Source organism: Pelobacter seleniigenes DSM 18267 (assembly GCF_000711225.1).
Lineage (GTDB): Bacteria > Desulfobacterota > Desulfuromonadia > Desulfuromonadales > Geopsychrobacteraceae > Seleniibacterium > Seleniibacterium seleniigenes.
This window is the reverse complement of sequence record NZ_JOMG01000001.1, coordinates 498932-522963: the sequence shown is the minus strand read 5'-3', so window position 1 is coordinate 522963 and position 24032 is coordinate 498932. Positions and strand designations below refer to the sequence as shown.

Below are 24032 nucleotides of genomic sequence, written 5' to 3'. Positions count from 1 at the left end.
AGCCTGAAGGCTGTTCCGAGTGAGACCAATAAAAAAGCCCTGCCGAATTTCGGCAGGGCGATTCTATTGCAGCTGACCAGCAGAAAATTATTTGTCACACAGATCGACTTTGATGTCCCAGTCCTTGATCCGCATGGTGCCGTTCTGTGCCAGGTTGAGTTGCATCTTGAAAGCGCGGTCGAACAGCTGCGGCTCATGACCGATCCCTTTGGCCAGGCACTCCTTGGTGGCCATTTCCAGGTATTCGTTGAGGATCGGTTTGTACTCCGGGTGGGCGCATTTTTCGATGATCAGCTTGGCCCGCTCTTTCGGGGCGACGCCGCGCAGATCGGCCAGGCCTTGCTCGGTGACCAGCACGTCGAGGTCGTGCTCGGTGTGATCGATGTGCGGGGCTTTCGGAACCACGCAGGTGATGCCCAGGGGGTCGGTTTTGCTCGGCCGGGTTGATGGGCTGTGCATGATCTTGAGGTAGCCGTTGCGCAGGTAATCGCCGGAACCGCCCAACCCGTTGATCATCCGCGTGCCGCCGACCAGGGTGGAGTTGGCGTGGGCATAAATATCGAACTCGACCGGGGTGTTCATGGCGATGACACCAAGGCGGCGGATCGGCTCGGGCGCATTGGAGATCGACAGCGGCCGCAAGGTGATCTTGTCGAAATATTTTTCCCAGTTGTCGAAGAAGCGCGGGAAGCCGGGGTTTTCCGACAACGAGAGCGAGCAGGCGGAAGCGAATTTCAGGTTGCCGCCGTCAAAGAAGTCGAGCATGGTGTCCTGCAGCACTTCGGTATACACCGAAAGGTTGGTGAATGGCCCCTTGGCCAGGCCACCAACGACGGCGTTGGCGATGGAACCGACGCCGGACTGCAACGGCAGCAGGTGCTCGGGCAGCCGGCCTCTTTTCACTTCATGGGCAAAAAATTCCATGATGTGCCCGGCGATGGCTTCGGAGGTGTCGTCCATCTCGGCAAAGGCGCGGCCTTTGTCGCGGTTTTTCGACTCGACCACGGCAATGATTTTTTCCGGATCGCAGGGGACATACGGGGAACCGATGCGGCTGTTGGCCTGGGTGATCAGGAACGGAGCCCGATGCGGCGGCTTCTGCTGCATATGAATGTCGTGCATTCCTTCAAAGGAGGGCTGTCCGGTGTTAACTTCGATAATGATTTTGTCGCACAGGTGCAGGGCTTCGGCAACGATGCCGCAGGAGGTGGTCAAGGCCAGTCCGCACTCTTCGGTGATGGCAGAAACTTCGACAATGCCAATGTCATAGCGACCGTTCTCGGTGTAGAAGCCGTAGCCGGCGTCCTGGGCAAAGTGGCCAAGGTGTTTGTCGCCCATCCGAATGCGGCCCGCGTTAATCCCCTTGGCGATATTTTTGCCGGTCTGGTAAGGCCAGCGGCGGTCAATCATATCGAGGGTCGCCCAGCGGTCTTCGGTCTCTGCACCGACCGAGGCGCCGATGAACAGGTTGAACTTCCATTTCCCCTGCAGATTGTTGGCCTCAACATAGTCGGCCAGGGCAATAGGCACGGCTTTGGGGTATCCGGCGGGGGTGAAGCCAGACCAGAGCAGGTTCTGCCCAGGGTTGAAGAATTGGATGCAGTCTTCTGCCGACCTGACTTTACTGAGCAGCGACTTGCGACGTACGCGGTCCTCAAGTGTTCCGTATTCCGACATTCTCTCTCCTCCCATGATAAGGACACGGTGCAGATTTGGCACCTGTTTGGATATGCTGTAAAACAGCGCTATTCATTCTCCTGAACGGTCAAGCTGTCGATTTCAAAGATGAAAACAATCTTTTCTGAGACCGGAAAAGATTGTTTTTTAGGCTGACTAAAATAAAATGAGAACAGTGTTTCTTATATAATGCTGCTATCTGACAAGTCAAGGGGAAATGTGGGGTTGAAGAGGTAAATTATCATTTCTGGTAAGCTCTTTAGAGGCCTTTTCTGGAAGTAAAAAATAATTTTTAGAAACGCTGTTTATTTTTTAAGTGACGAGTATGTTTTATTTTTCAATGGGTTGCTGTCGTTGTTGGCAAAGATGCTGTTGAGTCCATTCTTTCCGGTGGGTGGAAAACAGCCAAGGAAGGGGTTGTGAAAAAATATATATATAAATAAAGAAATCTGCGGATGACGTTCATTTAACATCGGGGTACGATCGCGAACCGGGGCTGCGAAGAACTTTTGTCGGGATGGTGTTTGCCGGGAGGGTTGACCGTTGTCAGGTGATGTTATCGAGAGATAGGAGCTTATTTGTTCGACAGGTCATGAAGCACCGGCCTCTGCTCCGTAAATATGGGCAGAGGCCGGTTGTCAGGTGGGGATCAGTCTTCGCAAAGATCGACTTTGATGTCCCAGCTCTTGATTCTCATGGTGCCGTTGGCAGCCAGATTCTGCTGCATTTTGAAGCAACGGTCGAACAGTTGCGGCTCATGACCGATTCCTTTGCTAAGGCACTCCCGGCTTGCCAGGTCGAGGTAATCCTGCAAGATCGGCTTGTATGCCGGGTGAGCACATTTGTCGATGATTTTCTGGGCGCGTTCTTTTGGAGCCAGTCCACGCAGGTCGGCCAGCCCTTGCTCGGTGACCAGAATATCGAGATCGTGTTCGGTATGATCGATATGCGGGGCTTTGGGGACCACGCAAGTAATGCCCAACGGATCGGTTTTGCTGGGACGAACCGAAGGGGAGTGCATGATTTTCAAGTAGCCGTTACGCAGGAAGTCACCTGATCCGCCGATCCCGTTGATCATCCGGGTTCCTCCGACCAGGGTCGAGTTGGCGTGGGCATAGATATCGAATTCGATCGGGGTATTCATGGCGATGACTCCGAGGCGGCGGATCGGTTCCGGCGCGTTGGAAATCGACAACGGTCGCAGGGTGATCTTGTCCGCATATTTTTCCCAGTTTTTCATGAAGCGGGGAAAGCCTTCTTTTTCCGACAGGGAGAGGGAGCAGGACGATGCGGCGTCGAGTTTGCCGGAATCGAACAGGTCAAGCATGGTGTCTTGGAGGACTTCCGTGTAGACAGTCAGATTTTTAAACGGCCCTTTTGCCAGCCCACCGACCACGGCGTTGGCGATGGAGCCGACACCCGACTGCAGCGGCAGCAGGTTTTCCGGCAACCGGCCCGCTTTGACCTCGGCGGAGAAAAAGTCGAGGATGTGGGCGGCGATGGCTTCAGAGGCGTCGTCCGGGGCAGTAAAGGCGCGGCCTTTGTCGCTGAATTTGGATTCGACCACGGCGATAATTTTGTCACTGTCGCAGGCGAAGGACTCCCGGCCGATCCGGTCGCCGGCTTTGCAGATCAGCAACGGTTCCCGGTGCGGCGGCGCTTGCGGGGCCAGACAGTCGTGCATGCCGCGGAAAGAAGGCATGGAGGTGTTGACCTCGACAATGATTTTGTCGGCAATCATCAGGATTTCGCCGATAGCGCCGCATGATGCGGTCGGGACCAGGGAGCCGTCTTCGAGAATTTCCGAGACTTCAATCAGGGCGATATCGATTTTCGGGGTATAAAAACCGTACCCGAGGTCCTGGGCAAACATCGACAGGTGTTTGTCGCCCATGCGAATCCGGCCTTCATTGATCCCTTTGGCAATATTCTTACCGGTCTGATAGGGCCAGCGGCGGTCGATCATATCGAGTTCTGCCCAGCGGTTTTCGGTTTCCGCCCCGACCGAAGCGCCGATGAACAGGTTGAACTTCAATTGTCCCTGCAGGTTGTTCTTTTCAACGTGGTCAGCCAAGGCAATGGGCACAGCTTTAGGATAACCTGCGGGGGTGAATCCCGACCAGCCCAGGTCCATGCCGCTTTTAAAGAAAGGGATACATTCTTCTGCGGATTTGACTCTGTCAAGCAACGATTTGCGATGAACGCGATCAGCCAGTGTCCCGTATTCAGACATATTTTTTCTCCTGAATTAAGAAAATTGAAAAGGAAAGAAAGAGTTTTTGGGCCTTATTGAAATAAGGCGGAGAAACAGTTCACCCCTGAGTTAGACGACGGATGGGCAGCTGTTATGGTGCTTACCTGATGTCGTGAAAATTACGAGGGAATAGGCTCCAGAGCAAGATGCTCTTGCTGGAAATGACCTGTACAAACGGTGCCCATCATAAGCGGGCAAATGGTCAAGTCAAGAAAATATATCATTGGTGGTCTGATTGATGGCCTATATGGTAGGAGAATAGTGCGGACCGGTTTAATGCCAATAACAAACACCCCGCAGCCTTTTCGATTGTATTCAGGGCTACGGGGCGGGTTCATCGGTGACGGCCGCTCGGGGAACGTTTGGTTGGAACCGGTCGGTGCGGCTAGTGATCCGCCATCAGTTCGCGTGCATCTTCGGTCATCTCGCTGCTCGGATATTCTTTGACCAACTTGTCCAGCAGTGGTTGGGCTTTTTCGGCCTGGCCTGATTCCAGGTAGGCTTTCAGCAGATAAAAATAGGCTTCATCGCGATAATAGTAGTCGGGGTAGTCCTGCAGGACCTTCTCGAGGCGATGGATGGCAGGTTTGAACTGCTCCTTTTTGAGATAAAAACGACCGACGTAAACTTCGTGGTCCGCCAAGCGTGTTTGGCAGCGCAGAATCAGATTTTTTGCTTCCTGGGCGCGGGCGTGATCAGGGTAGCGGGCAACAAACTGCTGCAATGTCTGCAGCGCATTTTCCGTGAAGGTCTGATCTCGGTCTGCGGAAAGAATCTGATAGTAATAGCTCAATCCCAGCCGAAACATGATAGAGCCTTCGCGCGGGTCGTTCGGATGCTGGGTCAGGAAATCCTTGTAGGCCGAGGCTGCTTCCGCATAGCGCTTGGAAACGAAATACGCTTCGGCGATTTTGAGCTCGGCCAACATGTTCAGCTCGGGTGAATAGAAAGTGTCCCTGGCTTTTTCCCAGGAGGCGATGGCATCGTCGTAGAGTTGGCCTTCGAAGTAACGTTCTCCCTGCTGAAAATATTTTTGTGCATCGTCCTGCGGTTTGACTTTCGATCCGCCGCAAGCGGCGAGAAGAGCGCAGATGCCGAGTAATATGGTGTATCTGATGAGTTGTTTCATTCTTGATTCCTCTTCTATGAGTATTGAAGGCTCACAAGAAGCTACGGAATCCGCAGGTTTTTGTCAATTGATCTTGCTGGAACAAGGCGGGAACGACCAATTTTATCCTGTACTTCATTAGTTAAGCCCGCTCATGATGAGGCAACCGCTGTGTTTCTTTTCCGGTTGCTTTTGGTTGTTGGTTTCTTTTTTTTCGGCACTCAGGGATCCTTCGGGCGGGTTTGCCCGCGTATCGGCAACGCCTTTTGGCCCTGGCTGCGGGGCGGGGTCTGGTTCACTACGTAATTGACAGTTGTTCCGGCCTCATCAATAATAAGATGATTTGGTTTTGTGCTAGGAACGGGAAATGACATGCAAGTAATTTTTATTGGTGTTTGCGGCGGGCTGGGATGCATCGCCCGTTATCTGGCGTCCGGCTGGACTTACCAGTTGGTTGGCCGTTCGCTTCCTTTCGGAACTCTGCTGGTGAATGTCCTCGGGTCTTTCCTGCTGGGGTTCCTGATGACTTTTGCATTGCGCAGCAGTTTGTTGTCTCCAGAGCTCAGGGTTGGGATGACGGTTGGGTTTATGGGGGGATTTACCACTTTTTCGACATTTGCCTATGAAACGATGCGGCTGATCGAAGAGGGAAGTTTCTGGCAGGCCGGGGCCAATATTCTGCTGAACCTGACATTCTGTCTGGTCTTTGTTTTTGTCGGGATATGGCTGGCCCGTCATATGACAACACTATGAGCGAGGGTCTTATGCAACGACTGGATGGTGAACAGAGTCTGATGAGGGTGTTTATCGGGGAATCGGATCGTTACCAGGGCAGGCCGCTGTACGAAGCTCTGCTGGAGCTGTTCCGGAAAGAAGGTTTCGCCGGAGCCACGGTTCTCAAAGGAGTTGCCGGATTCGGGGCCAGGTCGCACTTGCATACGGATCGGCTGCTGCGCCTTTCGCAGGATCTCCCCCTGGTTATTGAGGTTGTCGACAATGAGGAAAAAATCGACAAAATCATTCCTCAGTTGGACGGGATGCTGCAAGGCGGTATGATTACTCTCGAAAGGGCGCGTGTCATCCGCTACAAAGAATAACGGATTGAGTTATGTTAAAAAGATTGCTACAGGTTTTTGCGCCGGAAGAAGCAGAGGAAGAGGCGCGGCAGGAACGGATTCCTCTAGCCGCGGCGGTTCTTCTGTTGGAAGTGGCCCATAGCGATGGAGAATTTCATCCCGCGGAACAGGCCCTGATCGGCGAATTGCTGCAGAAACATTTTGCCGTGTCCGCGGATTCCGTGAGCGGACTTCTTGAATTCGCAGAGATCACCCGGCAAAATAGTACCGATCTGCATCAGTTTACCCGTGATATCAACTGGGCTTTCTCTCAGGAAGAGAAAGAGCGTATTATTGAAGCGGTCTGGCAGCTGGTTTATGCCGACGGTCGTCTGGATCGATTCGAAGACGCCTTGATGAGGCAGTTGGGATCGCTGATCGGTCTTTCACATCGGCAACTGATCGAAGCCAAGTTGAAAGTGGCGCATTCGTGAAACCCAGCCTGACCAAGGTGATTCAATGGGGGCATGAACTGCTGGCCGAAGTTGTCGGTGCCGGGGATCTTGTCGTCGATCTGACCGCCGGAAACGGATATGACACTCTGGCTCTGTTGCATATGGTCGGTCCGGCCGGCCAGGTTGTCGCATTTGATATCCAAACCCAGGCTCTGAGCGCGACAGCGGATAAAGTCAAAGAACTGGCCGCTCCAGTCCGTTTTCACTATGATTGGGACGAACCACTGGAGCAAGCCGCCGGGGTTGATCTGGTGCTGCTCGGGCATGAGAACTTCGCCCGGGTCATCAGTGGAACTCCTCGGGGTATTATTGCCAACCTGGGTTTTCTGCCGGGCGGAGCCAGGGAGATCATCACCCGGCCGGATTCGACGCTCGCCGCTCTTGACCAGGCTCTTCAGGCCTTGGCGGTCGGTGGTCGACTGGCCGTTGTCGTTTATCCGGGACATCCCGGCGGGGCTGAAGAAGCCGCCACGGTTTCGGAGTTTTTGAGCGGGCTTGGGGAGTGCTCATACCAGGTATTGCAGGTCCGCGTGACCAATCGTTCCCAGGCCCCTTTTCTTTTGGTTGTTGAAAAAAGAGATTAAGCCGCTGAAGAGGACTGATTTCATGTTATATCGTATCCTGTTTTTGACCTTATTTGCCTGCACGCTATGTATTGCGGACGTGTCGGCTGCTCAGCCGGACCCCGCTGTGAACATTGCGGCAAATGCTCGATCAGGAGCCGGGTTTGACGATTTCGATGCTGCTTTCTCTGATGATTTCAGCTCCGGCAGACCGGCAGATGAAGTTCTCATCAATGACCCTTTCGAGCCGGTGAATCGCGGGGTCTTCTGGGTCAATGACAAACTGTATTTTTATCTGTTTAAGCCGATCGCCAGAGGCTACCGGCTGGTGTTGCCGCGGCCGGCGCGGGTGTCGGTCCGTAACTTTTTCTCTAACCTGACAACCCCGATTCGGGCGGGAAATGCTTTATTGCAGCTGAAGTTCCACGACTTTGGCACTGAGATTTATCGTTTTGCCATCAATTCCACCTTTGGAGTGTTGGGCTTTTTCGACCCTGCGGAATCGGTTGCTGGGGTCAAACAGCGGACCGAGGATTTTGGTCAGACCATGGGATTTTATGGTATCGGGCATGGCTTCTACCTGGTTCTGCCCATCGTCGGACCGTCCAGTCTGCGCGATGGAATCGGCAGCTTTGCCGACTCATTTGCCGATCCGCTGCGCTATGCCGACCTCAGGACTATGGAATATCTTGGTGTGAAATGGTTCGATGTGGAGAACCGTTTGTCTCTGGATCACGATACCTACGAAGGGATCGTCCAGGATTCGCTTGATCCTTACCTGTTTATGCGCGGGGCCTACGCCCAGCGACGTAAAGCACAGGTTGGCAAAGAGAGCTATAATATGAATATCTTTGAAGGTCCTGTATTTGACAGTGATCTATTAAATCCTTTTGAATGGTTTGGGTTTGACTGATGAAAAAATTATTTTTGAGCTTGTTATTGGTGTTGATCTGTACCGCGACTGTTTTTGCTTTGCCGGACCCGCAGAAGGAAGTCGCCAAGATGGTCGATTCTGTCCTTGAAGTCCTCAAGCGGACCGATCTTGATGTGGCCCAGAAAAAAGCTATGGTCAGCGGTCGGGTGCAGAAGTTCCTGAATATTCAGTCCATGGCGGAAAGAACCCTTGGCCCCTATTGGGCCGGTGCCACCGCAGAGCAGCGGCAGCAGTTTTCCGATCTGTTTCTCAAAGTGCTTGAGGGCACCTATCTCAACCGGATCGACGACTATTCCAACGGGACCGTCAAATATCTGATGCAGCGGGTCAAAGACGACAAGGCGATTGTCGATACGTCCATCGTCCAGAAGGACCTGGAAATTCCCGTGCAGTATAAAATGATTTACGAAAACGGCTCCTGGCAGGTTTTCGACCTGGTTATCGAAGGTGTCAGCCTGATTCGTAACTATCGGTCGAGTTATGGCGAAATTATCCGGCGTGATGGCTATGAAGGGTTGCTGGCACTGATGCAGAAGAAAGTTGCTGAGATGGAAGGCCGCAAATCCGTGCAGTAACCACTTTAAAAGAACACGCAGAATAAAAAGCCAGCCATTTGTCGCTGGCTTTTTTTTGATTTTACGGCCTCGATAAGCTTGCTCTCTGGATTGTTCTTCATATACTTATTGAGGCCCTGGAGGCGCATTGCTGTTGTCTTTGATGAAGCAGGCTGAACAACAGACTCCGCCTGCGTCTTCTGGGGTATTTCGAAAATCACCACATAAACCACAGGAAGGAGCCATATGATGAGGACATTGTTTTTGGGAATCCTATTGAGTACGTTTTGCTGCGGAGCAATTGTGACCAAGGCGCAGGCCAAAGATGAGTGGCATCAGCTGTCTGTACAGGATGCCAAGGAGAGCGCTTTGGGGCAGGAAAAGTTACGACCGGAAATCGGACTTTACATGAAAGGGCAGGATCACCCCAAGGTTATGAAAACCATGGGGGAGTATAAAACCAACCAGCGCACCAACGGGTTCGGAAAATCAGCCCAGCAGGCCTGTGACAGAGTCTTTATCTCAGCGCTCATGGCTTTGCAGGATCGGGCTGCAAAGGAGGGCGGAAATGCTGTGATCGATATCTATACGATTACCAAGGATAAAAAATTTGAAAGCGCCACCGAGTATTCCTGCATCAAAGGCGGTTTTGTGACCAATGTCGCCCTGATGGGGACGGTGGCGAATATCGCCAAATAGGTTTGACTGGGAGGGGGGGGGCTGTTGTTGAGCGAACGGCGGGATTGCTTTGGTTGGCGATCACCTGTCGCGCCATCCGGCGTGGCCCGGGCTGACAGCGTACTTGCCACAGCCTCCCTCCCGGTTTGAATTCCGTGCTTTCAGGGCACTTGACGCTGCGTCGGCCAGGGCAGCCAGGGCAGCCCGACGCGTAATCCTTCACGCATACGTTCGGCGGATCCCTGTTGATAGCCGTAAACCCTCACTCCGAAAATATGCAGCATGATGCTGGTCGCCCGTTGCCGGCTGACCATGCTGTCGAATTCACGTTCAAGGTAGCTCCGGTACAAGGTTTCGATCTCATCCAGTTTTGAGGACGCGAATTTATGGAGTTCTCCCCCCTCGGTCGCCAGTTCAAGTTGAGTTTTGACCAGAAAGCAACTGCAGTAATCCTTCCTGGTTGATTCTGCCACGAACATCTCCAGGAGTGTGCAGATTCCTTCCCCGATGCTTGGTGCGCTGTCCAAAGTACTGCGGATGCGCGCTAGGGATTTCTGGGCATAGGTCTCCAGCGCTTGCTGGAATAACCCCTCCTTACTGCCGAAGGCCAGGTAGATGGACCCTGGTTTAAGGCCGGTGTTTTTGACCACCTGCTGCATGGATGAGGCGCTGAAGCCGTGTTTCCAAAACAGCTTGGTGGACTGCTCGATGACTTTACTGCGGTCGAATTGTGCTCTTGCCATTTGGCGATCTCGCTGGTTGTTTTGAAATGTTCGGGTAAGCCTCACTATATACGAACTTGAACGATCATTCAAAATAAATGTTGACAGTAGCTTCTGGGTAGGCTTAACTTGAACGCTCATTCAAGTTGATTTTGATTCCAGACTTCGTGCGATGACCGAAAACGCAACAATCAACGAGTAGGAGAACGTTATGAAAGTATTTAAAAAGCATGATTTGGATTCCGCCCCGAAGGAGAGCAGGGTGTTGTTGGAAAACTCGCAAAAGGCTTTCGGGAGAATTCCCGGTCTGCATGCCGTCATGGCCGAAGCTCCCGGCCTGCTTGAAGGCTACCAACTGTTGCACAAGCTGTTTCAGGAATCCTCGTTCAATGCGGAAGAGCTGACCGTGGTCTGGCAGACCATCAACGTCGAACATGGTTGTACTTACTGCGTACCCGCTCACACGGGCATTGCCCAGATGATGAACGTGGCTCCCGCACTGACGGAAGCCCTCAGAAACAAAGGGCCGATGCCAACGGCGAAACTGCAGGCATTGCATGACACAACCCTGGCCATCGTAAGAAAACGCGGTGACCTGTCGGACGAAGACCTTGAAGCTTTTTGGGCTGCGGGATATGAGCAACGGCAGTTGCTGGAAATTATATTGGGGGTAGCACAAAAAGTGATGAGCAATTACGTCAATCATATCGCCAAGACGCCTGTTGACGAGGTCTTCAGGAAATTTGCCTGGCAACCTGCCGCATAATTTAATGGTTGCCTGTTTGCAGGTCGCGAAAAGGATGTCATCCTGAAAAGAACATACCGCGGATTAGTCACACAAAGACAATGAACTTTGACGGGAGTTACCGATGATAACTCTGGCTTTCGACGTTTATGGAACCCTGATAGACACGCATGGGCTTCTGGCCGAATTGGAAGAGCTGGTCGGCGAAAAAGCTCCGGCATTTTCACATACGTGGAGGGAAAAGCAGTTGGAATATTCCTTCCGCAAAGGCCTGATGCGGAAGTACGAACCATTTTCCGTATGTACTCGCCAGGCCCTTGATTTTACCTGCGCCGTTCATGACGCTAACTTGAGCCTGGAAAGAAAAGAGCACCTTTTGCGCCGTTATCGGGCTCTTCCGGCATTCGCCGATGTTCAGGAATGTCTGTCGCGTCTGAAGTCTACATGTTTTCGTCTCTTTGCATTTTCCAATGGCGAACCGGAAGCGCTTGAGGAATTACTGACCAACGCTGGAATACGGAGCCTATTTCAAGGAGTTGTCAGTGTGAATGAGACCCGGTCATTCAAACCGAATCCGGATGTTTACAGCTACTTTCTGGATCAAACAGATTCGGTAGCAGAAGATGCCTGGCTGATCTCAAGTAATCCTTTCGATGTGATCGGAGCCGTCTCCGCAGGGATGAAATCAGCATGGGTAAGGCGTTCGCAAGCTGCTGTCTTTGATCCCTGGGGAATAGAACCAACGCTGACCGTTACCAGCTTGGCGGAACTTTACACTAAGCTGTTGCGTGAATGAATGTCCATGTCTTGGAAAGGGAAGAGCCGTGGACGGTCGTGACCGTTATGCAATTGTCCTATGACAAGGAAGTCGAGATATTCAAAAACCGCCTACGAATATCTCAGGGGAAAAACACCACCAACTGGCCGAAATGGCCAGCTCAAAGGAGAAACCAATGAAGTCTTCGCAAAGCGGTCATTGTACCTGCACCAATAACGCCTGTCCTTCCTGGGGGGACTGTCGGCCCTGCGTGGCACGGCATCGTGACCGAAAGGAAATCCCGGGCTGTTTTTTTACCGCTGCAGGGGAGAAAACCTACGACCGGTCGGTTGAGAATTTCATCAAAGATCAGACTTGCGGAGTGCCGATGGCCTGATCTGGAAAGTTTTTGAGAATTGTTGAGGGCTTTAAGCAAAAAAAGGCGGCTCCGAAAGGAATCGCCTTTTTCATAAGTAAGCCACCAGACATATTTAACTAACCAAAAAACTCTTTCTGGTGGATATCAGGAAAAAGGGCCGGCTTATCGCCGCCCCTTTTTTGTTGGAATGGTCGGTGCGAGAGGATTCGCCCACTACGGTTTGAACCTCCTGTTCAAGCCTGCGTCGGCTCCCCTGCGCTCGCTGCCGCGGCCGTCCTGGCCGCTTTTCTGACATTCAGTCAGCGCTCGCTTTGCTTCGAATCCTCTCTCGGGCTATAAACAGAAAAAGGGCCGGCTTACAGCCAACCCTTTTTTTGTTTAAATGGTCGGAGCGAGAGGATTCGAACCTCCGACATCTTGGTCCCAAACCAAGCGCGCTACCAGGCTGCGCTACGCTCCGAAGGGGCATATTGGTACCATGGAGCTGGTAAGATTTCAATCTTTTTTTCTCTCCAACCCTCAATATTTCGGTTTTTGTGCGATCCTGCCAACTGGCTTCGGAGGAAAACCGCTTGGATCGTTTCCAGGCCAGGTGAAATGGTTTTTGCTCACCCTCTTAAATAATCAAACGCCTCGCCTTCGGCTATTGTCCCAATTTACCCCTTCAGGGTCTTGCCAAGCTTTTTCAATATCCTAGGCACGTGATTCTTTGTCCTATGTTTGAGAAAGTTGAACTTAGCTGCAGAATCGGCTATGGTCCCGTTGCTTTGTTTACTGCAATTGGACTATGAAAATTTTGTGCTGACTGGATAATTGTGACCGGGTCGGCTATCATTCTTCTTACCTCTTTATTTTTATTCATTCTTTTTATATTGGGTTTTTGTTATGACACAGACCAATCTTATTCCCGGACAGACTCTGCACGGGTTTGTCGTTGAAAGAATCGATGCCCTGCCGAGCATCAATGCCACCATGATCAGACTTTGGCATGAGCAGACGGGAGCGCGCTTCATGCACCTGGACAGAGATGACGATAATCATCTCTTTTCCGTTGCCTTCCGGACTCCACCGGATGATTCCACCGGGGTGGCACACATCCTGGAGCATACCGCCCTGTGCGGTTCAAAGCGGTTTCCTGTCCGCGATCCGTTTTTTTCCATGCTCAAGCGCAGCCTGAACAGCTTCATGAACGCCATGACCGCGAGCGATTGGACCATGTATCCGTTTTCCAGTATGAACCGCAAGGATTTCAATAATCTCCTGGAAATTTATCTGGATGCGGCGTTCTTTCCGCGGCTTACGGAACGGGATTTCAGCCAGGAAGGGCACCGGCTGGAGTTTTCCGAGGCCGACAATCCGGCGTCTCCACTTGAATACAAAGGGGTTGTCTACAATGAAATGAAAGGGGCGATGTCCGACCCGTCTTCGCTTTTGTCCCGGCGGATGGACAAGCATCTGTATCCGACCACCACCTATGGCCACAACTCCGGGGGGGAGCCGGAAGATATTCCCGACCTGACCTGGCAACAGCTCAGGGATTTTCATGCCAGCTATTATCATCCGAGCAACGCCTGGTTTTTCTCTTCCGGCAATCTGGATCTGCCGGAGCTGCTGGCGGTTGTTGAAGATCGGGTGCTGCGGCATTTCAACAAGCTCGAACTCGATTCGCAGGTCCCCCTCGAAACCGGCATGACAGAACCGTTGCGCGTTACCGAAACCTATCCGCTCGATGCGGGTGAACCCCTGGAAAAGAGATCGATGGTGGAAGTCGGCTGGCTGGGCGGCGATATTAACGACAGCTTTGAGCAGTTGGCCATGTCATTGCTGTCCACCCTGTTGCTGGGTAACCCGGCTGCTCCTTTGTACAAGGCCTTGCTCGATTCCGGGCTGGGTGCAAACCTGGCGCCGGGCAGCGGTTATCATGATGACAATCGCACCACCTATTTCGCCGCCGGTCTGCAGGGGACCGATCCGCAACAGAGCGAAGCGATCGAGACGCTGATCCTGAAAACTCTGGAGCAGGTTGCAGAGCAGGGTTTTTCGGCAGAGCGGATTGAGGGGGCCATTCATCGCCTCGAATTTTCCAACCGTGAAGTGACCGGCGACAGCTATCCGTACGCGTTGTTGTTGTTGATGCGCATGATCGGCCCTTGGATTCATGGGGGCGATCCGTTGACGGCTTTAAATTTCGAGGAGAATCTGGCCCGTTTGCGGCAGGAACTTGCCAAAGGATCCTTTTTTGAAGATCTGATCCGTACCCGGCTGTTGAACAATCCCCGCCGGGTGACTTTGTTGTTGAAGCCCGATCCAGAACTTGGTCCGCGCCAGGAAGCCGAGACCCAGGCCCGCCTCGAAGCCATCAAAAACCGGCTCAGCGAAGCTGAAAAATCCGCATTGATCAAACAGGCCGCAGAACTCAAGGCCGCGCAGGAAGGCCCCGAAGACCTGTCCTGCCTGCCGACCCTCGAGCTGGCCGACATCCCAGCTGAAGAACGGATTGCTTCCCATGAAACAGCAACTGTCAACGGGGTGACGCAGTATTGGTTCGATCAGCCGACCAACGGCATTGGGGTTGCTTCGCTGCACTTCAGTCTTGATGGTTTGACGGCTGAACAGTGTCAATACCTGCCAATTTTCGGCAGTCTGCTAACCCAGGTCGGAGCCGGAGGACGGGACTACCTGGAGATGGCTGCAAGGTTGGAAGCCGTGACCGGGGGAGTCTCGGCGCGAACTTCACTGCTCGACGACCCAACCGATCTGGGACGGAATTTTGCCGGGTTCGAAGTGAAAGGCAAAGCGCTGGTGCGCAATGCAGGAGCTCTGTTTGAATTGATGAGGGATTTTATCTGCACTCCCGATTTCAAGGATCTGCAGCGGTTGCATACAGTGTTGAACCAGTTGCAGGTTTCGCTGGAAAATTCGGTTCCCCAATCAGGGCACACCTACGCGGCGCGGATGGCTGCCTCCAGCCTTTCGGCCACAGCTTTGCAACGCGAACAATGGTCGGGACTTTCTCAGATTGCGCTGGTCCGGGAGCTGGCGGCCAAGCCGGTTGCAGAGTTGAGCGGGCTGGCCGAGTTCATGACTGGAATCGCCTCGGCTCTGTTTTCGACCGCTTGCCTGCAGACTGCGGTGACGGTTGAAGCAGCGAACTTTGCCCCTTTTAAAGACGCTCTGGCTGACGTTCTGGAGCAACTTCCTGCGACCGCTCCGAACCTGTCCGGGAAGGCAACGGAATTTTCTCCGCAGCCGTCGCAACAGGGGCTGGTCTGGTCCCTGCCGGTCAATTATGTCGCACGGGTTTTTCGGGCGGTGCCCTTCAATCATCCGGACAGCGCTGCCTTGACGGTCCTTTCCAAGCTACTGCGAGCTGAGTTTCTCCATCGTGAGATTCGGGAAAAGGGGGGCGCTTACGGTGGCCTGGCCAGCTATAACAACGAGTCCGGTCTGTTCAGTATGCTTTCTTACCGCGATCCGCAGCTGAAGCGGACCCTGCAGGTTTATGATGATGCCGCGCAGTGGGCGGCAACCGGCGGCTTCTCTGACGAGGCGGTCAAAGAAGCTGTCCTGGCGGTCTTCAGCGACCTGGATAAGCCACTGTCCCCGGCTGGTGCCGGCGCCCATGAATTTGCTAATATCCGCCAGGGCATGACCTCAGATATGCGTAACCGGATGCGCAAAGATCTGCTGGCCGTCGACCGGACCGCTTTGCAGCAGGTGGCCCGGACCTACCTGGAAAACGGGACGAGCTCGGTCGCGGTACTGGCCGGTGAGACTGCCCTGCTCAAAGCGAATAAGGAACTGGGATCACAAGCACTGGAGATCCGGAAAATCTGATTTTCAGGACGTTGCCGAAGGTGCTAACATACGTGGGGACGGAAACTGCTTCCGTCCCCTTTTTACTGCTGGAATTGATACCTCATGAATGATGTTTTTTTTGCAACGGCGGCCCTTGGGCTTGAGCCTTTGCTGGCCGACGAATTGGCCACTTTCGGTGCGCAGGAGATCAAACCGGAGCGCGCCGGAGTCAGTTTTTCCGGGACCCTGGAAACCGCCTATCGAACCTGTCTCTGGTCGCGTCTGGCCAGCCGAGTGCTGTTGCCCCTGGCAACTTTTCCCGCCGCAGATCCCGATGACCTGTATCAGGCCGGGCTGGGGATCAACTGGGCCGAACAGCTGAGTCCGGACGGCAGCCTGGCCGTACATTGTACCCTGATCGACTCTAAGATCACCCACTCGCGTTTCGCGGCTTTGCGCATCAAAGATGCCATTGTCGACCAGTTTCGCTCCCGTTATGATCGCCGTCCGTCGGTCTCCCTGGAACAGCCGGATTTGAGTCTGAACCTGCACGTTCACCGCGATCAGGCGACCCTCAGTCTGGACCTCTCCGGAGCGAGCCTGCATCGGCGTGGTTATCGGATTGACGGGGTGCATGCCCCACTCAAGGAGAATCTTGCTGCGGCCATTTTATTCCGAGCCGGGTGGCCAGCCATTTGTGCCGCTGGCGGCGGGTTGGTCGATCCCATGTGCGGTTCCGGCACCTTGCCGCTGGAAGCGGCCTTGCTGGCGACCGACACGGCCCCCGGGCTGTTGCGCGATTATTACGGATTCAACCGCTGGCTGGGGCACGATGCCGCACTCTGGGATGAATTGCTGGAGGAAGCCCGGCAACGCCGCCAGACCGGACTGGCCGCTAAAACTCCGCCCCTGATCGGTTACGATGCCGACAGCCGCGCTGTAAAAGCAGCCTGGGACCATGCCTATAAGGCCGGGCTGGACAAAAAAATTCATTTTGAGCGGCGGACCGTCCGCGAGCTGGTTGCTCCGCCTAATTGCGCCAGCGGACTGCTGGTGGTCAACCCTCCTTATGGCGAACGGCTCGGGGAACAGAGTGAGCTGCCGGCCCTGTACAACCTGCTCGGAGAGAAAATGGCCCAACACTGCCAGGGCTGGCGGGCGGCGGTGATCACCTCCAATCTGCAACTGGGGCGCAGTATCGGGCTGCGGGCGGGCAAGAGCAACGTCCTCTACAATGGAGCCTTGAAGTGCAGCCTGCTGCAGTTTGAGTTGGATGAGACCAATCATTGGCAATCCCTGGCCGACGGGGCAGGGAAATCCGTCAAACGCAAGCTTTCCCCAGGCGCGGAAATGTTTGCCAACCGTTTGCAGAAGAATTTGAAAAAACTCAAAAAACAGGCTGATCGCGAACAAACCGACAGTTTCCGGATCTATGATGCCGATCTGCCGGAGTATGCGGTAGCTGTCGATCTGTACGGCGACGAGGTTCATCTGCAGGAGTATCACGCACCCAAGACGGTTGATTCCCGCAAGGCGGCGCAGCGGCTGGAGGATGTCCAGGCGGCTTTACCGCAGGTGCTGAATCTGCCCGAGGGGAACATCCATCTGAAGGTTCGGCAACGCCAGAAGGGGCTGCAACAGTACGAGAAACAGGCCCAGCGAGGTGTTTTCAAGGAAGTCCATGAAGGGGATTGCCGGTTTCTGGTGAATCTGACTGACTATCTCGACACCGGTTTGTTCCTTGACCATCGCCTGACCCGCAAGCTGGTGCAGGAGCTGGCGGCGGGAACCCGTTTTCTGAACCTGTTCGCCTATACCGGCGCAGTGACCGTACACGCTTTACGGGGAGGGGCGAGGGAAACGACCACGGTCGATATGTCCAAAACCTATCTGCAATGGGCGGCTAGGAATATCCGTCTGAACGGCTTTTCTCCTGAGCGGCAAGAGCTGATTCAGGCCGATTGCCTGCACTGGCTGGAAACGGCAAAAGGGGAATATGATTTGATTTTCCTCGATCCGCCGAGTTTCTCCAACTCCAAAAGTATGACCACGACTTTCGACGTTCAGCGCGACCATGTCGATTTGTTGAGGCGGGTCAGCGGTCTGCTGGCGCCCGGGGGAACGCTGATTTTTTCCAACAACCTGCGGACGTTCAGCATGGAGAGTGCCGCGTTGCCCGAGCTGGAGATCGAGGATATTTCGGCCAAGACCATCCCCTTTGATTTTCAACGCAACCCGCGAATTCATAATTGCTGGTTGATTCGCAAGCATTGAGGAAGCAAGTGCGCTCCTGCCTGGTCGGTGCGGACAGGAGCGGCGCAAGATTTTTTTACCAGTTTGGAGGTTCGAATATGAAATCACCCTGGCGGTTGTCCCTGTTGCTGTTTGTCGTGTTTTTTCTGCTGCTGGCCGCAGGCTGTACCGGCCGAGTCACGACCCGTGAAGTGAGCCCGGACGAAAAGGTTATTTATGACGAGGGTTACCACTTTTCCGACAAGAAAACCATTGTTGCCGACATGGTGAAGTCTTTGCTCACCAAGTATCCCCTTGACCGGGCTACGGATCGACCGGTGCTGATCGTGTATGGGATTGCCAACCGGACCAGCGAGCATATCAGCACCAGCGCGATCACCGATGATATCCGTCAGGCCTTGCTGGCCAGCGGCCGGGTTCGTTTTGTCAACGAGACCCAACGGGAAAATATCCAGCATGAAACCAGTTATCAGTACGGCGGCAATGTCGCGGCGGAGACGCGGATCGCCAGAGCCCGTCAGGTTGGTGCGCGCTATATGCTCAGCGGGACCCTGCGTTCCATGGAAAAGGACCAGCCCCGCCAGTTCCGGTTCAAAAAGAAAACCCTGATGTATTACAGCCTGAACCTGGAATTGACCGATATCCAGACCGGGCTGATCGAATGGGCGGACAGTGCCGAAGTGATCCGGGAAGCGTCCAAACCGTTTATCGGCTGGTGATGACGGGCCGCTGGTGCGGGGACCTTCTCTGATGTGTTTTTCGTTGTTTGTCAATCGGACCGCTGGCTCCCGGCTGTTGCTCGCCGTGGGGCTGGTGGTCCTGCTCAACGGCTGCGCCGGGCGTCTCAATAAAGCCAGCCAGGAGTATTATGCCGGTCAGCCCCGGGAAGCTCTAGCCTTGCTCGAAAAAGGAGAGCGCTTCAGCAGCCGCAATGAGCTGCTGTTCCTGATGGAAAAGGGGCTTGTTCTACATCAGTTGGGCAACTATCGGCAAAGTACCGAACAATTGCTGCAGGCTGCCCAGCTGATCGACCAGTTTTATTTTATCAGTCTCAGCGAACAGGCCACCGCCCTGGCCACCAACGATTGGCTGACCCGCTACAAAGGTGAGTACAGCGAACGGCTCTGGGTGCACAGCTACCTGATGATGGACTATCTGCTGCTCGGCGAATACGACTCCGCTTTGGTCGAGGCCAAGCAGGCCCTCAAGGTCCTGGGCCGTCATCAGGAGGCGTTAAAGGATGATTACTTCACCCGGGCATTGATCGCGCTCTGTTTTGCCAACCTCGGGGAAGATAACGACGCCTATCTGGAATATAGTAAACTGGCCCGGGATTTACCCGATCCCGCTCCGGTGGCCAGGGATATCGTCACCCTGGCCGGGCGGTTGGGCATGCCGGATGAGGTGGAAAAATACCGTCCCTATGTTGTGGGCCCCTTGGCGCCGGAAAGCTCTGAGCTGGTCCTGTTTGTGGCCAACGGTCGGATTCCGCGCAAGCAGCCCGGAAATTTCGTGCTGCCGCCGTCGATCCGCTTTTCTTTTCCTTACTATCAAGATCAGCATACGTTGCAGCCTTGGTTGCGGGTCGATCCCCCTGTCGCGGGGATGTTGGCACCCGTCTCAACCGATATGGCTGTCGTGGCTCAGTCCTCCCTGGAGGCGCGACGGGTGCAGATCATTGCCCGGGAAACTGCCCGGGCTGCTGCCAAAGAGGCGCTTTCCCAGTCGGTTGGCAAAGACCATGGCAGCGCGGCGGAAATTGCGGTTCGGCTCGGTCTTTTTCTACTTGAAGAGCCCGATGTCCGCTGTTGGCAGACCCTGCCGGGACGATTGACATTGCTGCGCGTTCCGCTGTCGCCAGGGCATCATGACTTGACTCTGTTGGTGAATGGGGACACTGGCGGAGAGCAGGAGATCCAGCTGCCCGATATCGAGCTACGGGCAGGTCAGCGGGTATTCCGCTCCATCCGTCTGTAACCTCTATCCGGCCCCTCTTTTTTATTTGACCTGTCTATGGCTGCAGGGTTTATCCCTTGGGATTGTGGCGCCACACAGATCACAAACCTCAATCTGAAGGAGATAATTCAATGAGCAAAAACGTGGGAAAAGCAGAATGGGTGGATATGTTCAAGGCGATCGGACTGAGCGAAGAGCAGATGAAGCAATGGCACCGGCTGTTTGAAACAACCTATCCGGATGATCATCTCAGTTTTCTGAAATGGCTGGGCCTTGCGGATGAAGAGGCCGCAGCCATCAGGACGGCGAGTCGTTAACCTTTCGTATGTTGCTCTGTCTGGCTTCCGTTGTGCCTCGTTGAGGGAGATCGACCCTCAATGGTGAAGTTAAACGGATCGCCGGGAGCTTTGAAAGAAATCGGGCCTGTCTTCGGGCGGGCCCGGTTTTGAGGTCATCGAAAATGAAGCAATGGTCTGTTTCGCAAATGGCAAAACAGTATGGCCTGTCCCGCAGTACGCTGCTTTATTATGAGCATATCGGCCTCTTGTACCCTTCGCGGCGCTCATTGGCCGGCTACCGGGTCTATTTTGAGAAAGACCGCGCACGCCTTGAAAGAATCTGCCTGTACCGTCAGGCGGGCTTGTCCCTTGATGATATTGGGAAAATTCTGTCCGGACCGCGTCATCCTGAAGCGGATGTTCTCGAGAACCGCCTTGCTGAACTCGGCCGCGAGATTCTGCAGCTCAGGACGCAGCAGCACCTCGTCGCAGCCTTAATCAAGGAGCAAGGCCGCATTCCGAACGAGATGCCGGTGGACAAACAGAGCTGGGTCGCCATGCTCGAAAAAGCCGGTATGGATGAACAGGCGATGCGGCGCTGGCACCGTGAATTCGAGGTCCGTTCTCCTCAGGCCCACTACGAATTTCTCATGTCGCTTGGAATCGATGAACAGGAAGCCGAAAGAATTCGCCAGTGGGCCATAGCAGACAACTTTTCCGGATGACAACGTGTGGCAATTGTGAGAGTGGCGGGCATACCGTTTGCGGTAGCAGTCTGGGGGGGGGACGACTGATGATCCATCCTGTTCTGCGAAAAAGTTTAAATTATCCCGAAAATGTACTTGTTCGTTGTTTTCTGCATCGCTATATTGACGAACTCAGCGCCTGTCCCGTTCGCACTCTTGGGGTGAGATGGCAGGCGCGCACGAGGGGAGAAGCTTTGTGACGCATGCGTCGTTGGTGTAATTGCAACATACGCAGCGAAAATGGAAAGTGGACAGTCACCTGCCTGCAGAACAAATCAATAGGGAATCCATTCACTGGTTCAGATATCAATCAGAAAGACAGGAATTGTTGAAAACAGCAGCTGTGGATATCAAGGGGAGCACCCTTTCCGTACTGGTATTGCGGATTAATGAAACTGATCAGAACCTTCTGTTTGAACAGTTGGCAGAGAAATTAGCAAAGAGCAGCACCTTACTCTCCAGGATTCCGTATCTTATCGATATGACCCTGGTTGATGAGGATCTGCAGCAGGAGTTCGATCTTGTGCGTCTTATCACGTACCTGCGGTCATTGGGGGCGACTCCAATTGCCGTGCGTGGCGTGGGAGCTCAGCTTGAAGGTCAGGCGATTGAGGCGGGACTTGGTGTGCTGTCGGCCCCAAAACAGAAAAATTCGGCCCATTCTTCCGGTTCCGGGGAGGAAGAGGATGACCAGCAGGGCGCAAATCCGGAAGAGAGCCTGAACGCCGCTGCCGAGCCAAATAACAATACAGCGGGCAAAACCAAGATCATCACCCGGACGGTCCGCTCCGGGCAGCAGATTTTTGCTCCGGGCGATCTGGTTGTGCTGTCTTCGGTCAATGCCGGAGCCGAGGTTCTGGCCAGGGGGAATATCCATATCTACGGAACCCTGCGGGGACGAGCCCTGGCAGGGATCGAAGGGGATGAGACCGTGGCGATTTTCTGTGCCCAATGCAACCCCGAACTGATTGCTGTTGCTGGCAATTACATGGTCAATGAATCGCTTGACCGCAAGGTTATTAATCAAAGCGTCATGATCAGTTTGGATAAAGACGGCTTGATTTTCCGCTCCCTCGGGCTGCGGCAGCCGAAGATATAAGATCGCAGCATATGAAGAGGTTTCGGGCACTGACGATTCCATCGACAGCTTGCCAGAATAAATGAAAAGAGGATGTTCCACTCATAAGGAGGATTAAACCTTGGCTAAAGTTGTTGTTGTAACATCTGGTAAGGGTGGCGTCGGCAAAACAACCACCAGTGCCGCATTTGCATCGGGACTGGCATTACGAGGATATAAAACCGTTGTTATCGATTTCGATGTCGGTTTGCGTAATCTCGATCTGGTCATGGGCTGCGAGAGAAGGGTTGTCTACGATCTTTTGAACGTTATCCATAAGGAAGGCTCGCTGAACCAGGCGCTCATCAAGGACAAGAGGATCGAGAATCTGGCTATTCTTCCGGCCTCGCAGACCAGGGATAAAGAATCGTTGACCATTGAGGGCGTCGGCGAAGTCATCAACGCACTTCAGGAGCGCTTCGACTATATCATCTGCGATTCACCGGCCGGTATCGAGAAGGGCGCCATTACCGCTATGTATTATGCTGATGAGGCTCTTGTCGTCACCAACCCCGAGGTTTCTTCGGTGCGCGACTCGGACCGGATAATCGGCATGCTGGCCAGCAAGACCAAAAAGGCAGAGGAAGGGCAGGCCGTTCAGGAACACCTGGTGGTGACCCGTTATGATCCCTTACGCGTCCAGAAGGGTGAAATGCTGAGCGTTGATGATGTCCAGGAAATCCTTGCTGTTCCTCTGCTCGGGGTCATCCCTGAGTCAAAGTCGGTGCTGGTTGCGTCCAACTCCGGGGTGCCGGTCGTTCTGGATGAGAAGAGCGACGCAGGCGGGGCATATTTTGATACAGTGGACAGGTTTCTCGGCGAAGAACGCCCGTTCCGCTATATGGACGCCCCGAAGAACGGTTTCTTCTCTCGCATATTTGGTAAGTGATATGAGTTTCTTAGATTTTTTTCGATCCAGCAAAACAGGCTCGGCCTCGCTGGCAAAGGAACGGCTGCAGATCATTGTTGCGCACGAACGAGGCAGGTCCGGCGCTCCTGATTTTTTGCCCCAACTGCAGCAGGAGATCCTTGAAGTTGTGCGCAAATACGTGCAGATCAGCGAGGATCAGATCAAATTGTCGGTTGATAAACGGGATGACTGTGAAGTTCTCGAACTGAATATCTCGCTGGCTGACTTTGAGAGGAATTCGTAATCAGGGAACTTTGTCGGTATTCTTTTATGGCATGACATGCTGCAGTCTCCCAGGCTGTGGGCATGTCGTGCCTTATCTTTTTGCCTTATCAGTAAATCGCTATATCTAAAACTGAAAAATGCCATTTGCGACCCGGAAAATTTGTAAAAGTAAATTTTTTTGGGAGAATCCGACTCAGTATACTATGATAGTGCCTCCTTCAACGAAAACCCTGAAAACGGGCTTTTGTTTCTGTCGGACATAGCACAAAAGGATACACGACTATGAATGATGATCTCAAACCGGTGGTTCCCATCGTATCATCCGAGCATCTCACCTCACCGGATAGCTGGCATCTCAGCGAATTTGAATACGGTATAATCATCGCCAACCATGCCTTTACCCGTTGGATGGTGCGCTGCATGAGTGCGGCAGGGTATCCGGACTTCAGCCCGCTGGACGTGCTGGTTCTGCATAATGTTAACCATCGCCAGCGTGAAAAACGGTTGGTTGATATCTGTTTTGTCCTGCATGTCGAGGACAGTCACACGGTCAATTATTCTTTAAAAAAACTGATAAAGCTTGAACTGATTCAGAAAGAAAAACGGGGTAAGGAAATATTCTACTCAACCACTCCGGAAGGGAGCGAGGCATGTCGCTTGTACCGCGAAGTCCGGGAACGCTGCCTGACCTCCGTCTATCGGAACCTCGAACGGGAAGGGTCCGAGATCAGCGAAGCCGCATCCCTGTTGCGCCTGTTATCCGGGCTTTACGACCAGGCTTCTCGAGCGGCAGCGTCTTTATAAGCAA

At 53.6% G+C, this 24032-nt stretch carries 24 protein-coding genes and 1 tRNA gene; 20 read left to right on the top strand and 5 right to left on the bottom strand.

The window, feature by feature from the left end; all coding sequences use genetic code 11:
* Positions 1–87: 87 nt before the first annotated feature.
* The 3 genes from scpC (N909_RS0102325) to N909_RS0102315 all read right to left on the bottom strand — a co-directional run bounded on the left by scpC (N909_RS0102325) (position 88) and on the right by N909_RS0102315 (position 5060).
* Positions 88–1677 (bottom strand): succinyl-CoA:acetate CoA-transferase ScpC, encoded by a 1590-nt coding sequence (gene scpC / locus N909_RS0102325; protein ID WP_029910767.1) that lies wholly within the window; start codon positions 1675–1677, stop codon positions 88–90.
* 649 nt (positions 1678–2326) lie between these two features.
* A complete protein-coding gene (gene scpC, locus N909_RS0102320; RefSeq protein WP_029910763.1) occupies positions 2327–3910 on the bottom strand; it encodes a succinyl-CoA:acetate CoA-transferase ScpC in 1584 nt (527 codons plus the stop codon).
* Positions 3911–4316: 406 nt separating this feature from the next.
* Positions 4317–5060 carry an outer membrane protein assembly factor BamD gene (locus N909_RS0102315; protein WP_029910751.1) on the bottom strand — a complete coding sequence of 248 codons (744 nt, stop codon included), beginning with the start codon at positions 5058–5060 and terminating at the stop codon, positions 4317–4319.
* 351 nt (positions 5061–5411) lie between these two features.
* Between N909_RS0102315 and crcB the strand changes: the two genes are divergently transcribed.
* The 7 genes from crcB to N909_RS0102275 all read left to right on the top strand — a co-directional run bounded on the left by crcB (position 5412) and on the right by N909_RS0102275 (position 9359).
* Positions 5412–5792: a fluoride efflux transporter CrcB gene (gene crcB, locus N909_RS0102310; protein ID WP_029910749.1), complete on the top strand. Its 381-nt coding sequence runs from the start codon at positions 5412–5414 to the stop codon at positions 5790–5792.
* A gap of 11 nt (positions 5793–5803) precedes the next feature.
* A complete protein-coding gene (locus tag N909_RS0102305) occupies positions 5804–6136 on the top strand; it encodes a DUF190 domain-containing protein (RefSeq protein ID WP_029910747.1) in 333 nt (110 codons plus the stop codon).
* 11 nt (positions 6137–6147) lie between these two features.
* Positions 6148–6588, top strand: a complete 441-nt coding sequence (locus tag N909_RS0102300; protein WP_029910744.1) for a tellurite resistance TerB family protein — start codon at positions 6148–6150, stop codon at positions 6586–6588.
* Positions 6585–7193: a tRNA 5-(aminomethyl)-2-thiouridylate-methyltransferase MnmM gene (gene mnmM / locus N909_RS0102295; protein WP_051689458.1), complete on the top strand. Its 609-nt coding sequence runs from the start codon at positions 6585–6587 to the stop codon at positions 7191–7193. The genes N909_RS0102300 and mnmM overlap by 4 nt, the downstream gene beginning before the upstream one ends.
* Before the next feature lie 106 nt (positions 7194–7299).
* Positions 7300–8085: an MlaA family lipoprotein gene (locus tag N909_RS0102290; protein ID WP_162179099.1), complete on the top strand. Its 786-nt coding sequence runs from the start codon at positions 7300–7302 to the stop codon at positions 8083–8085.
* On the top strand, positions 8085–8681 hold the full coding sequence (locus tag N909_RS0102285) for an MlaC/ttg2D family ABC transporter substrate-binding protein (protein WP_029910737.1): 597 nt from the start codon (positions 8085–8087) through the stop codon (positions 8679–8681). Before N909_RS0102290 ends, N909_RS0102285 begins: the two co-directional genes overlap by 1 nt.
* A 225-nt stretch (positions 8682–8906) precedes the next feature.
* Positions 8907–9359, top strand: coding sequence for a hypothetical protein (locus N909_RS0102275; protein WP_211253908.1), 453 nt, complete (start codon positions 8907–8909; stop codon positions 9357–9359).
* A 140-nt stretch (positions 9360–9499) separates the two neighbouring features.
* Here the strand turns inward: N909_RS0102275 and N909_RS0102270 are convergent, their stop codons facing one another.
* A complete protein-coding gene (locus N909_RS0102270) occupies positions 9500–10081 on the bottom strand; it encodes a TetR/AcrR family transcriptional regulator (RefSeq protein ID WP_029910731.1) in 582 nt (193 codons plus the stop codon).
* A 190-nt stretch (positions 10082–10271) separates the two neighbouring features.
* On the opposite strand from N909_RS0102270, the gene N909_RS0102265 reads away from it, so the two are divergent.
* From N909_RS0102265 to N909_RS0102250, 3 genes are all read left to right on the top strand, one after another.
* A complete protein-coding gene (locus N909_RS0102265) occupies positions 10272–10826 on the top strand; it encodes a carboxymuconolactone decarboxylase family protein (RefSeq protein ID WP_029910729.1) in 555 nt (184 codons plus the stop codon).
* Between the two features lie 103 nt (positions 10827–10929).
* On the top strand, positions 10930–11601 hold the full coding sequence (locus N909_RS0102260) for a haloacid dehalogenase type II (RefSeq protein ID WP_029910726.1): 672 nt from the start codon (positions 10930–10932) through the stop codon (positions 11599–11601).
* Between the two features lie 157 nt (positions 11602–11758).
* Positions 11759–11959, top strand: coding sequence for a DUF6485 family protein (locus N909_RS0102250; protein WP_029910724.1), 201 nt, complete (start codon positions 11759–11761; stop codon positions 11957–11959).
* A gap of 365 nt (positions 11960–12324) precedes the next feature.
* Here the strand turns inward: N909_RS0102250 and N909_RS0102245 are convergent.
* Positions 12325–12401 (bottom strand) — tRNA-Pro (locus N909_RS0102245).
* 425 nt (positions 12402–12826) lie between these two features.
* Here N909_RS0102245 and N909_RS0102240 point away from each other — a divergent pair.
* The 10 genes from N909_RS0102240 (at position 12827) to N909_RS0102195 (ending at position 24028) form a co-directional block, all read left to right on the top strand.
* Positions 12827–15778 (top strand): insulinase family protein, encoded by a 2952-nt coding sequence (locus N909_RS0102240; RefSeq protein ID WP_029910721.1) that lies wholly within the window; start codon positions 12827–12829, stop codon positions 15776–15778.
* An 84-nt stretch (positions 15779–15862) separates the two neighbouring features.
* On the top strand, positions 15863–18013 hold the full coding sequence (gene rlmKL / locus N909_RS0102235) for a bifunctional 23S rRNA (guanine(2069)-N(7))-methyltransferase RlmK/23S rRNA (guanine(2445)-N(2))-methyltransferase RlmL (RefSeq protein ID WP_029910719.1): 2151 nt from the start codon (positions 15863–15865) through the stop codon (positions 18011–18013).
* A 77-nt stretch (positions 18014–18090) separates the two neighbouring features.
* Entirely contained in the window at positions 18091–18711 is a 621-nt protein-coding gene (locus N909_RS0102230; RefSeq protein ID WP_155005840.1) for a penicillin-binding protein activator LpoB, read from the top strand.
* Between the two features lie 31 nt (positions 18712–18742).
* Complete coding sequence (locus tag N909_RS0102225; protein WP_029910715.1) at positions 18743–19969, top strand: COG3014 family protein; 1227 nt, start codon at positions 18743–18745, stop codon at positions 19967–19969.
* A 110-nt stretch (positions 19970–20079) separates the two neighbouring features.
* Positions 20080–20265, top strand: a complete 186-nt coding sequence (locus N909_RS0102220) for a MerR family transcriptional regulator (RefSeq protein ID WP_029910712.1) — start codon at positions 20080–20082, stop codon at positions 20263–20265.
* Between the two features lie 167 nt (positions 20266–20432).
* Positions 20433–20951 carry a MerR family transcriptional regulator gene (locus N909_RS0102215; protein WP_245613559.1) on the top strand — a complete coding sequence of 173 codons (519 nt, stop codon included), beginning with the start codon at positions 20433–20435 and terminating at the stop codon, positions 20949–20951.
* 349 nt (positions 20952–21300) lie between these two features.
* Positions 21301–22071: a septum site-determining protein MinC gene (minC, locus tag N909_RS24300; RefSeq protein WP_051689455.1), complete on the top strand. Its 771-nt coding sequence runs from the start codon at positions 21301–21303 to the stop codon at positions 22069–22071.
* 100 nt (positions 22072–22171) lie between these two features.
* On the top strand, positions 22172–22978 hold the full coding sequence (gene minD / locus N909_RS0102205) for a septum site-determining protein MinD (RefSeq protein WP_029910703.1): 807 nt from the start codon (positions 22172–22174) through the stop codon (positions 22976–22978).
* Between the two features lies 1 nt (position 22979).
* A complete protein-coding gene (gene minE, locus N909_RS0102200) occupies positions 22980–23243 on the top strand; it encodes a cell division topological specificity factor MinE (protein ID WP_029910701.1) in 264 nt (87 codons plus the stop codon).
* Positions 23244–23506: 263 nt separating this feature from the next.
* Positions 23507–24028, top strand: a complete 522-nt coding sequence (locus N909_RS0102195; RefSeq protein WP_029910698.1) for a winged helix DNA-binding protein — start codon at positions 23507–23509, stop codon at positions 24026–24028.
* Positions 24029–24032 lie beyond the last annotated feature (4 nt).

What these genes read in the sequence shown, in the direction of transcription:
- N909_RS0102270 (WP_029910731.1), bottom strand. Translation starts at nt 10,081, where the DNA reads ATGGCAAGAGCACAATTCGACCGCAGTAAAGTCATCGAGCAGTCCACC.
- N909_RS0102195 (WP_029910698.1), top strand. Translation starts at nt 23,507, where the DNA reads ATGAATGATGATCTCAAACCGGTGGTTCCCATCGTATCATCCGAGCAT.
- N909_RS0102260 (WP_029910726.1), top strand. Translation starts at nt 10,930, where the DNA reads ATGATAACTCTGGCTTTCGACGTTTATGGAACCCTGATAGACACGCAT.
- N909_RS0102300 (WP_029910744.1), top strand. Translation starts at nt 6,148, where the DNA reads ATGTTAAAAAGATTGCTACAGGTTTTTGCGCCGGAAGAAGCAGAGGAA.
- N909_RS0102285 (WP_029910737.1), top strand. Translation starts at nt 8,085, where the DNA reads ATGAAAAAATTATTTTTGAGCTTGTTATTGGTGTTGATCTGTACCGCG.
- N909_RS0102215 (WP_245613559.1), top strand. Translation starts at nt 20,433, where the DNA reads ATGGCAAAACAGTATGGCCTGTCCCGCAGTACGCTGCTTTATTATGAG.
- N909_RS0102225 (WP_029910715.1), top strand. Translation starts at nt 18,743, where the DNA reads ATGTGTTTTTCGTTGTTTGTCAATCGGACCGCTGGCTCCCGGCTGTTG.
- crcB (WP_029910749.1), top strand. Translation starts at nt 5,412, where the DNA reads ATGCAAGTAATTTTTATTGGTGTTTGCGGCGGGCTGGGATGCATCGCC.
- N909_RS0102305 (WP_029910747.1), top strand. Translation starts at nt 5,804, where the DNA reads ATGCAACGACTGGATGGTGAACAGAGTCTGATGAGGGTGTTTATCGGG.
- scpC (WP_029910767.1), bottom strand. Translation starts at nt 1,677, where the DNA reads ATGTCGGAATACGGAACACTTGAGGACCGCGTACGTCGCAAGTCGCTG.
- minE (WP_029910701.1), top strand. Translation starts at nt 22,980, where the DNA reads ATGAGTTTCTTAGATTTTTTTCGATCCAGCAAAACAGGCTCGGCCTCG.
- N909_RS0102275 (WP_211253908.1), top strand. Translation starts at nt 8,907, where the DNA reads ATGATGAGGACATTGTTTTTGGGAATCCTATTGAGTACGTTTTGCTGC.
- N909_RS0102315 (WP_029910751.1), bottom strand. Translation starts at nt 5,060, where the DNA reads ATGAAACAACTCATCAGATACACCATATTACTCGGCATCTGCGCTCTT.
- scpC (WP_029910763.1), bottom strand. Translation starts at nt 3,910, where the DNA reads ATGTCTGAATACGGGACACTGGCTGATCGCGTTCATCGCAAATCGTTG.
- rlmKL (WP_029910719.1), top strand. Translation starts at nt 15,863, where the DNA reads ATGAATGATGTTTTTTTTGCAACGGCGGCCCTTGGGCTTGAGCCTTTG.
- N909_RS0102240 (WP_029910721.1), top strand. Translation starts at nt 12,827, where the DNA reads ATGACACAGACCAATCTTATTCCCGGACAGACTCTGCACGGGTTTGTC.
- N909_RS0102265 (WP_029910729.1), top strand. Translation starts at nt 10,272, where the DNA reads ATGAAAGTATTTAAAAAGCATGATTTGGATTCCGCCCCGAAGGAGAGC.
- N909_RS0102230 (WP_155005840.1), top strand. Translation starts at nt 18,091, where the DNA reads ATGAAATCACCCTGGCGGTTGTCCCTGTTGCTGTTTGTCGTGTTTTTT.
- N909_RS0102250 (WP_029910724.1), top strand. Translation starts at nt 11,759, where the DNA reads ATGAAGTCTTCGCAAAGCGGTCATTGTACCTGCACCAATAACGCCTGT.
- N909_RS0102220 (WP_029910712.1), top strand. Translation starts at nt 20,080, where the DNA reads ATGAGCAAAAACGTGGGAAAAGCAGAATGGGTGGATATGTTCAAGGCG.